General features: G+C 72.1%; 7 protein-coding genes. 5 read left to right on the top strand and 2 right to left on the bottom strand.

Annotation, left to right across the window (positions count from 1 at the left end):
• Nucleotides 1-219: 219 nt before the first annotated feature.
• The 4 genes from ACIBK8_RS02155 (at nucleotide 220) to glgB (ending at nucleotide 8,228) form a co-directional block, all read left to right on the top strand.
• On the top strand, nucleotides 220-2,223 hold the full coding sequence (locus ACIBK8_RS02155; protein WP_399039573.1) for an alpha-1,4-glucan--maltose-1-phosphate maltosyltransferase: 2,004 nt from the start codon (nucleotides 220-222) through the stop codon (nucleotides 2,221-2,223).
• Nucleotides 2,220-3,938: a maltose alpha-D-glucosyltransferase gene (gene treS, locus ACIBK8_RS02150; RefSeq protein WP_399039572.1), complete on the top strand. Its 1,719-nt coding sequence runs from the start codon at nucleotides 2,220-2,222 to the stop codon at nucleotides 3,936-3,938. Before ACIBK8_RS02155 ends, treS begins: the two co-directional genes overlap by 4 nt.
• A gap of 281 nt (nucleotides 3,939-4,219) precedes the next feature.
• A complete protein-coding gene (locus ACIBK8_RS02145; RefSeq protein ID WP_399039571.1) occupies nucleotides 4,220-5,704 on the top strand; it encodes a maltokinase in 1,485 nt (494 codons plus the stop codon).
• A gap of 40 nt (nucleotides 5,705-5,744) precedes the next feature.
• On the top strand, nucleotides 5,745-8,228 hold the full coding sequence (gene glgB / locus ACIBK8_RS02140; protein ID WP_399039569.1) for a 1,4-alpha-glucan branching enzyme: 2,484 nt from the start codon (nucleotides 5,745-5,747) through the stop codon (nucleotides 8,226-8,228).
• A gap of 137 nt (nucleotides 8,229-8,365) precedes the next feature.
• On the opposite strand, the gene ACIBK8_RS02135 is transcribed toward glgB, so the two are convergent.
• A complete protein-coding gene (locus ACIBK8_RS02135; protein ID WP_399039568.1) occupies nucleotides 8,366-8,782 on the bottom strand; it encodes a DUF4259 domain-containing protein in 417 nt (138 codons plus the stop codon).
• A 111-nt stretch (nucleotides 8,783-8,893) separates the two neighbouring features.
• Nucleotides 8,894-10,585 (bottom strand): MFS transporter, encoded by a 1,692-nt coding sequence (locus ACIBK8_RS02130; protein ID WP_399039567.1) that lies wholly within the window; start codon nucleotides 10,583-10,585, stop codon nucleotides 8,894-8,896.
• 114 nt (nucleotides 10,586-10,699) lie between these two features.
• On the opposite strand from ACIBK8_RS02130, the gene ACIBK8_RS02125 reads away from it, so the two are divergent.
• Nucleotides 10,700-11,326, top strand: a complete 627-nt coding sequence (locus ACIBK8_RS02125) for a TetR/AcrR family transcriptional regulator (RefSeq protein WP_399039566.1) — start codon at nucleotides 10,700-10,702, stop codon at nucleotides 11,324-11,326.
• Nucleotides 11,327-11,670 lie beyond the last annotated feature (344 nt).

Raw genomic sequence — 11,670 nt, 5'->3', positions numbered from 1 at the left:
TGGGCGGTGTCGGAATCCGGCGGACGGCCGGGGAGAGATCCCCGGCCGTCCGCCGTTTTCGGGCACCGCCCTTCGTCGTACCCGCCGACGGAACGCCGCACTCCGCCCGCCAACCGAGTGAAGGGCACCGGCCCCCCGATGCCCGCCTCCCGCCACATCCCGATGAACCGGATAGAAAGAACAAAATTCCCTAAAGCATGACAACTCTCTGGTGATCCCATGATCGGTCGCATCCCTGTCCTGGACATCCGCCCGCAGATCGACTGCGGTCACCGCCCGGCCAAGGCGGTGGTCGGCGAGACCTTCGCCGTCTCGGCCACCGTCTTCCGCGAGGGCCACGACGCGGTCGCGGCGAACGTGGTCCTGCGCAACCCCGCGGGGCGCTGCGGCCCCTGGACACCGATGCGCGAACACGGCCCCGGCACCGACCGCTGGAGCGCCGACGTCACCCCGGACGTCGAGGGCCGCTGGACGTACACCGTGGAGGCGTGGTCGGACCCGGTCACCACCTGGCGCCGCACCGCCGCCGTCAAGATCCCGGCCGGCATCGACACCGCGACGGTCCTCGCCGAGGGCGCGGCACTCCTGGAGCGGGCGGCGAACGACGTCCCCAAGAGCGAAGGCCGCGAGCCGGTGCTCGGCGCCGTCGACACCCTGCGCGACACCGCGCTGCCCGCCACCGCCCGCCTCGCCGCCGCCCTCTCCCCCGACGTCACCGACGCGCTCGACCGCCACCCGCTGCGCGAACTCCTCACCGTCTCCCGCCCGATGCCCCTGGTCGTCGAGCGCCGCCGCGCACTGTACGGCTCCTGGTACGAGCTGTTCCCGCGCTCCGAGGGCGCCACCACCGCGCCGGACGGCACCCTCGTCGGCGGCACCCTGCGCACCGCGGCCGAACGGCTGCCCGCCGTCGCCGCGATGGGCTTCGACGTGGTCTACCTCCCGCCCGTGCACCCCATCGGCACCTCCTTCCGCAAGGGCCCCGACAACGCCCTGACCGCGGGCCCGCACGACGTCGGCTCCCCCTGGGCCATCGGCTCGCCCGACGGCGGCCACGACGCGCTCCACCCCGGCCTGGGCACCTTCGACGACTTCGACCACTTCGTCCGCACCGCCCGCGACCTGCGCATGGAGGTCGCCCTCGACTTCGCGTTGCAGTGCTCGCCCGACCACCCCTGGGTCGAAAGGCACCCCGAGTGGTTCCACCACCGCGCGGACGGCACCATCGCCCACGCCGAGAACCCGCCGAAGAAGTACCAGGACATCTACCCGCTCGCCTTCGACACCGACTTCCGTGGTCTGGTCCGCGAGACCGTACGGCTGCTGCGCTTCTGGATGGCCAAGGGCGTCCGCATCTTCCGCGTCGACAATCCGCACACCAAACCGGTGCCGTTCTGGGAAAAGGTGCTCGGCGACATCGCCCGCACCGACCCCGACGTCCTCTTCCTCGCCGAGGCGTTCACCCGCCCGGCGATGCTGCACACCCTCGCCAAGATCGGCTTCCACCAGTCGTACACCTACTTCACCTGGCGCAACACCAAGCAGGAGCTGACCGACTACCTCACCGAGCTGTCCCGGGACAGCGCCGCGCACCTGCGGCCGAACTTCTTCGTCAACACCCCCGACATCCTGTCCGGTTACCTCCGGACCGGTGGGCGCACCGCCTTCGAGATCCGCGCGGTGCTCGCCGCCACCCTCTCCCCCACCTGGGGCGTCTACGCCGGATACGAGCTGTGCGAGGCCACCCCCGCCGCGCCGGGCAGCGAGGAATACCTCCACTCCGAGAAATACGAACTCCGGCCACGCGACTGGGCCGCCGCGGCCCGCGGCACGGACAGCATCGCCCCGCTCCTCACCACCCTCAACCGCATCCGCCGCAGGCATCCCGCGCTCCAGCAACTACGGTCCCTGCACTTCCATCACACCGACCACGACGCGGTGCTCGCATTCTCCAAACGTGAAGGTCACGGCGGTGGAGCGGACACCGTCCTGACCGTCATCAACCTTGATCCACACCACACCCACGAGGCGACGGTGTCGTTGGACATGCCGGAACTCGGCCTCGGCAGGCACGAATCCTTCCCGGTGCGCGACGAGCTCACCGGCGACACCTACCACTGGGGCAGGGACAACTATGTACGCCTTGGTCCGGGCCGCTCGCCGGCGCCCGCCCATGTGCTGTCCCTGCGACCGTCCTCACCGATCGGAGGGTCACCCAATTGATCGTCAATGAGCCCGTTCACGACACATTCGAGGACACCCCGGAAAAGGACCGCGACCCCGACTGGTTCAAACGGGCCGTCTTCTACGAAGTCCTGGTGCGTTCCTTCCAGGACAGCAACGGCGACGGCGTCGGCGACCTCAAGGGCATCACGTCGAAACTCGACTACCTGCAATGGCTGGGAGTGGACTGCCTCTGGCTCCCGCCGTTCTTCACTTCCCCCCTGCGGGACGGCGGCTACGACGTCGCCGACTACACAGCGGTACTCCCCGAATTCGGCGACCTGGCCGACTTCGTGGAATTCGTCGACGCCGCACACCACCGCGGCATGCGCGTCATCATCGACATGGTGATGAACCACACCAGCGACCAGCACCCGTGGTTCCAGGAGTCCCGCACGGACCCGGAAGGGCCGTACGGCGACTACTACGTCTGGGCCGACGACGACAAGCAGTACGCCGACGCGCGCATCATCTTCGTCGACACCGAAGCCTCCAACTGGACCTTCGACCCGGTGCGCAAGCAGTACTTCTGGCACCGCTTCTTCTCCCACCAGCCGGATCTCAACTACGAGAACCCGGTGGTCCAGGAGGAGATGATCTCCGCGCTTCGCTTCTGGCTCGACCTCGGCATCGACGGCTTCCGGCTCGACGCGGTGCCGTACCTCTACGCCGAGGAGGGCACCAACTGCGAGAACCTGCCGCGGTCGCACGGCTTCCTCAAGCGGGTGCGCGCCGAGATCGACGCGCATTACCCGGACACCGTGCTGCTGGCCGAGGCCAACCAATGGCCCGAGGACGTCGTCGACTACTTCGGCGACTACTCCGTCGGCGGCGACGAATGCCACATGGCGTTCCACTTCCCGGTCATGCCCCGCATCTTCATGGCGGTACGCCGCGAATCCCGCTATCCGGTATCGGAAATCCTCGCCAAGACCCCGGCGATTCCGTCCGGCTGCCAATGGGGCATCTTCCTGCGCAACCACGACGAGCTGACCCTCGAAATGGTGACCGACGAAGAGCGCGACTACATGTACGCGGAGTACGCCAAGGACCCGCGTATGCGGGCCAATATCGGTATCCGCCGGCGCCTCGCCCCGCTGCTCGACAACGACCGCAATCAAATCGAACTCTTCACGGCCCTGCTGCTCTCCCTGCCGGGATCGCCGATTCTCTACTACGGCGACGAAATCGGCATGGGCGACAACATCTGGCTGGGCGACCGCGACGCGGTCCGCACACCGATGCAGTGGACGCCGGACCGCAATGCCGGATTCTCGTCCTGCGACCCCGGCCGGCTCTCGCTGCCGACCATCATGGATCCCGTCTACGGCTATCAGGTCACCAATGTCGAGGCCGCGATGAGTTCGCCGTCCTCGCTGCTGCACTGGACCCGCCGGATGATCGAGATCCGCAAGCAGAACCCGGCGTTCGGCCTCGGCAGTTACACCGAACTCCCCTCCACCAACCCGGCGGTGCTCGCCTTTCTCCGCGAGTCGCCCGGAGCCGGCGGCGCCGACGACGACCTGGTGCTGTGCGTGCACAACTTCTCGCGCTTCGCCCAGCCGACGGAGCTGGACCTCCAGCACTTCAGTGGCCGCCACCCGGTGGAGCTGATCGGCGGGGTCCACTTCCCGGCCATCGGACAACTGCCGTACCTGCTGACCCTCGCGGGCCACGGCTTCTACTGGTTCCGGCTGCGCAAGAACGCCGGATAGGGCCTGATCCGCACGACAGGCCCGGTCGCCCCGCCCCACCGGGCACGGGGCACCGGCACATCCGCCCGTACGCGGCCACCCGACGCGTACGGGCGTCCCCTTTCCGGCGGCTTTCCGCCCGTGCACGGCAGGGGCCCGCCGTGCACGGGAGCCCGCCCGCACACCGCCAGGCGCCCCGGACTCCGTCTGGGGGTACCCCCACCGCGCCGCCGCACAGACCAGGCCGCATTCCGGGACACTTTGCGCATCCTGTCGTGTGCCCGGGGAAAGGACGCGACGCCATGTCGGACACCGCCCCGACCCGTGCCACCGGAAACACCGCCGACCGACCGCTCGCCTCCGCCCCCGACCTGCTGCCCTCTCTGGCACCGCTGCTCGCCGACTGGGTGCCACGGCAGCGCTGGTTCGCCGGCAAGGGACGGCGGATCACCGGCCTCACCCTGCTCTCCGCGACCGAACTGCTGCCGTGCGCCGCCGACGGCGACGGACCCGGCCTGCTCCAACTCCTGGTACGCACCCGGCAGTCCGCGCCGCCGTCGCCCGCCGCCGACAGCGACTGCTACCAGCTGCTGCTCGGAGTCCGCCCGGCGCTGCCGCCGCAGCTCACCCCCGCGCTGATCGGCCGGCCGGCCGGCGGCCCGCTCCGTGGCCGCGCGGTGTACGACGCGCTGCGGGACGGCCGGCTGTGCGGCCTGCTGCTGGAGCGCCTGCGGCTGCCGGGGCGGTTCGGGGCGCTGCACTTCCGCCGGGAGGCCGGCGCCGACATCCCCGCGGGGCTGCCGGGACGGCCGCTCGCCGTGGAGCAGTCCAACACCTCGCTCGTCTTTGGAGATACGTTCATTCTCAAGGTGTTCCGGCAGATCACGCCGGGCATCAACCCGGACCTGGAGCTGCCCCGCGCGCTGGCGGACGCCAAGTGCCCGCGGGTGCCGGCGCCCGTCGCCTGGTACGAGGCCAGGCCCGCGGGCACCGGCGACGAGCCGACCACGCTCGGGGTGCTCCAGCCGTACCTGCCCGACGCGTCCGACGGCTGGCAGCTGGCACTCGCCGCGCTGGCCTTCCGCACCGACTTCACCCCCGCCGCGCGGGCCCTCGGCCACGCCACCGCCGAGGTGCACACCGCGCTGGCGCAGACGCTGCCCACCGCCGAACTCGGCCGCCCCCAACTGGAGTCGATCGCCGCCGGAATGAGCGAGCGGCTGGACGTCACCGTCCGCGCGGTGCCCGCCCTGGAGCCCTACCGCACCCGGCTGCGCACCGCGTTCGACGCGCTGGCCGCCGTCGGGCACGACGGGCGCTGCTGGGCCGCCCAGCGCATCCACGGCGATCTGCACCTGGGACAGACGCTGTGCTCTGCGGGCAACGGCCGCTGGTCGCTGATCGACTTCGAGGGCGAACCCGCCAGGCCGCTGGCCGAACGGCGCCGGCCGCAGCCCGCGGTGCGCGATGTCGCGGCGATGCTGCGCTCCTTCGACTACGCGGCCCGCAGCGGTCCGTCCGGCGGCGACGCCTGGTCACTGGAGTGGGCCCGCCGCACCCGCGACGCCTACTGCCGCGGATACGCCGAGGCCGGCGGGCTCGACCCGTGGTCGGCGCCGGAGTTGCTGCGCGCGTACGAGACCGACAAGGCGGTCTACGAAGTGCTCTACGAGGCCCGCCACCGCCCCGACTGGCTCCCCGTCCCGATGGCCGCCGTCCGCCGCCTGGCAGCGGGGGCCGGGCGGCCGGCGGACGGGGGCGGGGCGCTGCCCCCGCACCACCGGTGACCGTCCCTACCGTCCGACGCCCCGCCGAGGAGGCCCCCACGTGACCGCCCGACCGCCGTCCCGCCGCCGCACCACCGCCCCGACCTCAGCCGCCCCTGCCGCAGCCGCACAGACCGCGGCCACGGCGGAGGCGACCGCTCCCGCCCCGTCCGCCGCTTCCGCCACCCCTACCGTCCCCTCCGTGCCTCCGGTGCGCGACGCGGTGCCGCCGCCGGATTCCGTGGTGGCTCCGCCGGATTCCGTGGTGGCTCCGCCGGATTCCGTGGTGGCTCCGGCCGCTTCCCGGCCGGGGCGGACGGCTGTCGCCCGGCCCGGGGACGGCGGGCGCGGGGTACGGCCTGCCGAGCCGCTCTGTGACGAGGACCGTGACCGGCTGCTGGGCGGGGCGCACCACGATCCGCACGGGCTGCTCGGCGCGCATCCCGTGCGCGGCGGGGTGCTCTTCCGGGTGCTGCGGCCGTACGCGACGGGCGTGACCGTCGTCGGCAAGGGGCTGCGCGCCGCGCTGCGCCCCGAGGGCGACGGGCTGTTCGCCGGCGTGCTGCCGCTGCGCGCCGTCCCGGACTACGCGTTGCAGATCACCTACCCGGACACCACCCTGACGGTGCCGGATCCGTACCGCTTTCTGCCCGCGCTCGGGGATCTCGATCTGCATCTGCTGAGCGAGGGCCGGCACGAGCAGCTCTGGCAGGCGCTCGGCGCCCGCGTCATGGAACACCAGGGCGAGACCGGCACCCGCTTCACGCTCTGGGCGCCCAACGCCCTCGGCGTGCAGGTCGTCGGGGACTTCAACCTCTGGGACGGCACCGCCTGCGCGATGCGCTCACTGGGCTCGTCGGGTGTCTGGGAGCTGTTCCTGCCGGGGATCGGCGCCGGCGAGCTGTACAAGTTCAAGATCATCCGGCCGGACGGTACGCCGACGGTACGCGCCGACCCGATGGCCCGCCGGGCGGAGTGCCCGCCCGCCAACGCCTCGGTCGTGGACGCGTCGGACCATGCCTGGCAGGACGCGGACTGGTTGGCCCGGCGCGGCACGCGGCCCGTCCACGAAGCGCCGTTCTCGGTCTACGAAGTGCACCTGCCCTCCTGGCGCCCCGGGCTGACCTACCGGCAGCTGGCCACTCAACTCCCTTCCTACGTCAAGGATCTGGGGTTCACGCACGTCGAGCTGATGCCGGTCGCCGAGCATCCCTTCGGGGGGTCCTGGGGCTATCAGGTGACGGGTTTCTTCGCCCCGACCGCCCGGATGGGCACCCCGGACGACTTCCGGTTCCTGATCGACGCCCTGCACCGGGCCGGTATCGGCGTCCTGATGGACTGGGTGCCCGCGCACTTCCCCCGGGACGACTGGGCGCTGGCGGAGTTCGACGGGCGGCCGTTGTACGAGCCGGCGGATGCCTCGCGGGCCGCGCACCCGGACTGGGGCACGCTGGAGTTCGACTACGGGCGTACCGAGGTGCGCAACTTCCTCGTCGCCAACGCCGTGTACTGGTGCGAGGAGTTCCACATCGACGGCCTGCGGGTGGACGCCGTGGCCTCGATGCTCTACCTCGACTACTCGCGGTCGGACGGGGAGTGGACACCCAACGAGCACGGTGGCCGGGAGAACCTGGACGCGGTGGCCTTCCTCCAGGAGATGAACGCGACCGTCTACCGCCGCTGCCCCGGGGTGGTCACCATCGCCGAGGAGTCCACGGCCTGGGACGGCGTCACCCGCGCCACGCATCACAAAGGGCCCGGGGGGCTCGGCGGGCTGGGCTTCGGCCTGAAGTGGAACATGGGCTGGATGCACGACTCCCTCGTCTACGTCTCCAAGGAGCCGGTGCACCGCAAGTACCACCACGGCGAGATGACCTTCTCCATGATCTACGCCTATTCCGAGAACTACGTGCTGCCGATCTCGCACGACGAGGTCGTGCACGGCAAGCGCTCGCTGGTGTCCAAGATGCCGGGCGACTGGTGGCAGCAGCGGGCCACCCACCGCGCGTACCTCGGCTACATGTGGGCCCACCCCGGCAAGCAACTCCTCTTCATGGGGCAGGAGTTCGCACAGGGCGCGGAGTGGGCGGAGAGCCACGGCCCCGACTGGTGGCTGCTGGACCCGTCGTACGCGGCGGAGCCCGACCACCGGGGGGTGCGGGACCTCGTCCGCGACCTGAACCGGCATTACGGCGACACCCCCGCGCTGTGGGAGCGGGACACCGACCCGGCGGGCTTCTCCTGGATCGATGCGCACGCCGGGGACGACAACGTCTTCGCCTTCCTCCGCTTCGCCACCGACGGATCCCCCCTCCTCGCCGTCAGCAATTTCTCGCCCGTGGTCCGGCATGCCTACCGCCTCGGCGTCCCCGATGACGTACCGGCCTGGCGTGAGGTCCTGAACACCGACACCCCGTGCTACGGCGGCAGCGGTGTCGCCAACCCCCGCCTCCTGACACCCGAGCCCGTGCCCTGGCACGGCCGGGCCGCTTCCCTCACGCCCGCCCTGCCGCCGCTGGCCACGCTCTGGCTGCGGCCGGTCTGACGGGCGTGCCGCGGCGGCGCGCCCGCGTCCGCCGGGGCGCCGCCGCGAAGTCCGCGGCGGCGCCGTCCCGTTGCCCGTGGCCCTGGCGCCTTACGGCCTCGCCTCAGTCCCGGCCCTGCCTCAGACCCGGCCCCGCCTCAGACCCGTTCTGCGGCGGGGCCGAGTGCCGTCCGCAGGCCGGCCACCGAGGCGCGCCACTCCTGACCGGCGTCGGACTCGTCCCAGAGTTCGGCGAGTTCGGAATCGGGCGCGAGGACCCGGTCCAGGGCGTGCACCGCCAGCCCGGCCAGTTCTTCGGAGGGCTCCGGTATCGCCTGGCCGGGGCCGAGCGCCGGGGCACAGGGGGCGGCGCCCGGCCTGGCGGCGGCGAGCAACGCGGCGGCGGCCACGGCGACTTCACCCTCCGGCGCCTCCAGGTAGCGCCGTTCCTCCGCCGCCTCGGCCAGCGCCGCACGGACCGCGAAGAGCCGGCGGCTCTCCGGCAGCCCCGCGAGACCCGCCGCGAAGTCCGCCGCGGCATCGCCGCCGAACGGATCCGTCCCCCATGTCCCCATGCCCCGCTCCTCGTTCGCCCGCGCCGCTGCCCGCGACGGTCGGTGTTGCTCCGTCACATGCATGGTGCCAGTCGGCACTGACAATCCATGGGCGGCGGGGAACTGCGCAGGTCAGGGGCGCGGACCGGAGGAGGGTCCGGTGCCGGACGCCGCCTGGCGGGTACGTCGCGGCAGCAGGAAGGCCACCACGACGGTGCCGACGCCGAGCAGGACGGCGCCCACCAGGCTGGTGTGCGCGACCGCATCGGCGAACGCGCCGCGCACCGCGTCGGCGACCGCGCCCGCCTGTTCCATACCGAACGCCCTGGCCTGCTCGGCACCCATCTTGGGCGCCGCGCCCGCGGCTGCCTGCTTGCCGACCTCCTGGGCCACCGCGAGGCCGGCGCCGACCGAATCCTGCGCGGTCGACAGTGCGTCGGCCGGGAGCTTCGGGCCGCCCTTGGCCGCAGCGGCGGTGGCGCTGGCGGCGAGCCCGGACGAGTAGGTGCCGGCCAGGATGGAGCCGAGGATGGCGATGCCGAGGGAGCCGCCCAGCTCCAGCGAGGTGTCGTTGACGGCGCCGCCGATGCCGAGCTGGTCCTCGGGGAAGGCGCCCATGATCGCGTCGGTGCACGGGGAGAGCGCCAGGCCGATGGCGACGCCCAGGATGATCAGCGGGGCGACCAGGTCGGCGTAGGAGGACCCGGCGTCGATCCTGGTGAGCAGCGCGAGGGCGACGGTGCCGCCGACCATGCCGGCCGTGACGGTGACCTTCATACCGAGCCGCGGGGTCAGGAATCCGGTCAGCGCCGCGCCCACGAACACCGCGCCGGCCAGCGGCAGCATCCGGACTCCGGTGTCCAGCGGCGAGTAGCCGAGGACGAACTGGAGGTGCTGGGTGAGGTAGTAGAACGCGCCGAACACGGCGAGGAAGAAGAGCGCGACGGCGAGGTTGGAGCCGGCGAAGGCGCGTCGCGCGAAGCGGCGGACGTCGAGCACCGGGCGGGGGTGGCGCAGCTCCCACAGGACGAAGCAGAGGAGTCCGACGGCCGCGACGATCGCCGCGGTGACGGCTTCGGTGCCCCAGCCGAAGTGCGGCCCCTGGATGATCATGTAGATCAGCGCGCCGGTCCACACGACGGAGAGCAGGCCGCCGACGAGGTCGAGGCGCTCGCGGTGGCCCGCCCTGGACGCCGGCACCACCAGGAGCGCGCCGATGATGCCGAGCAGCGCGATCGGCACGTTGATCAGGAACGACGAGGACCAGGCGTGGTCTTCGAGCAGCGCGCCTGCGACCAGCGGGCCGACGGCGATGGCCAGGCCCGCGGTGGCGGTCCACACGGTGATGGCCAGGGCGCGTTCGCGGCGCGGGAAGGTGGCGGCCAGCAGCGAGAGGGTGGCGGGCATGATCATGGCGGCGCCGACGCCCATCACCGCGCGGGAGGCGATCACGCCGCCCGAACTGTCCACGAGGGCGCCGGACACCGAGCCGCCGGCGAAGACCAGCAGGCCGAGGACGAGGGCTCCGCGGCGGCTGTACTTGTCGCCTATCGCGCCGAGCAGCAGCATCAGGGCCGCGTACGGGACGGTGTAGCCGTCGATGACCCACTGCAGGTCGGCACTGCTGAGGTCGAGGTCGGCGGTCATGGCGGGCGCGGCGACGGTGAGCGAGGTGTTCGCCATCACGATGATCAGCAGGCTCAGGCACAGGACGGCCAGCGCCCACCAGCGCTTCGGATAGGGCGGCTGGGATTCCGCCCGTGCGGGCCCGGCCTCGTCGGGGGCCGGTCGGGCCGTTTCGACCGGCGTCCCGGTCCGCTTCATTCCCATGACACTCCACTTGACGATCTTGCACAGTGCTGTGCAATTACACAGGGCTGTGCAATTTACGTCATTGCACAGTGGCGTGCAAAATGGGGTGCCATCGAGGAGGAGCCCATGACGACCGGTCCGTCCAGCAGCCGTGCCTACGCCAATCGGCGGCGGATCATGGACATCGCGCTGACCGAACTCCTGCAGGACCCGGACGCGAGCATGGACCGCATCGCGCGGGCCGCGGGGGTGGTGCGGCGCACCGTCTACGGGCACTTCCCCAACCGGGAGGCGCTGGTCACCGCGCTGACCGACAGTGCGACCGCCGATGTCGCGGCGGCCTTCGACAGCGGTACGGATCCGGAGCTGCCAGCGGATCTCGCGCTGGCCCGCGCCACCGTCGCCGTCTGGCAGGTCGCCGACCGCTACCGGCTGCTGATCGCGCTCGCCCGGCGCAGTGTCACGGACGAAGGGATCCGGGCGCGGCTGGAGCCGGTGCGGCGGGCCGCCGCCCAGTTGATCGCGCGGGGGCTGCGGGAGGGGTGCTTCCATACGGACCTGCCGCCGTTGGCGCTGTCGCACCTGCACGAGCACACGCTGTTCGGCATCACGCAGGCGGTGAACTACGGCGCGCTTCCGGCTCGGGAGGCGGGGGCTGCGGCGGTGGCGGCGGTGCTGGCGACGGTGGGGGTGGGGGCGGAGCGGGCGGCGGAGTTGGCCTGTGTGGTGACGGGTGTGGGGGCGGAGGGCTGACGTTGCCGGGTGGTCCGGTGGGTCGCTTGGTGTCTGTGGGTGGGGGTGGGTCGGAGGGGCCGCACCGGGTCGTCTCCTCGACGCATGTGCCCTCGGCGACCAGTCAAGAAGCTGCCGGCGTTGGCACCTGTCGCTGCGGGGAGCGACCCGGTACGGCCCCTCCGACCCACCCGGGCCTCGTACGCGACTGCGGGGCGGTGGGCCTGACTCTGCGCCTCGCCCTTCGGGCCTCGTGGGTCTCGGGGACTGCCTCGTACGCGGCGGGGTGGACCGAGTGCCCGGCGAGCGGCTGCGGTAGGGCGTGGGTGTCCTCCAGGGGCGGGGCGCTGCATGCGCCCCGCCCC

It is taken from the genome of Streptomyces sp. NPDC050161, from assembly GCF_044460025.1.
Taxonomy (GTDB): domain Bacteria; phylum Actinomycetota; class Actinomycetes; order Streptomycetales; family Streptomycetaceae; genus Streptomyces.
The sequence above is the reverse complement of the archived record's forward strand: the minus strand, read 5'-3'. Positions and strand labels throughout refer to the sequence as shown.

Excerpts from the sequence above, each read along its gene's own strand:
- ACIBK8_RS02155 (WP_399039573.1), top strand. The coding sequence starts at position 220 with ATGATCGGTCGCATCCCTGTCCTGGACATCCGCCCGCAGATCGACTGC.
- ACIBK8_RS02145 (WP_399039571.1), top strand. The coding sequence starts at position 4,220 with ATGTCGGACACCGCCCCGACCCGTGCCACCGGAAACACCGCCGACCGA.
- ACIBK8_RS02135 (WP_399039568.1), bottom strand. The coding sequence starts at position 8,782 with ATGGGGACATGGGGGACGGATCCGTTCGGCGGCGATGCCGCGGCGGAC.
- ACIBK8_RS02130 (WP_399039567.1), bottom strand. The coding sequence starts at position 10,585 with ATGAAGCGGACCGGGACGCCGGTCGAAACGGCCCGACCGGCCCCCGAC.
- ACIBK8_RS02125 (WP_399039566.1), top strand. The coding sequence starts at position 10,700 with ATGACGACCGGTCCGTCCAGCAGCCGTGCCTACGCCAATCGGCGGCGG.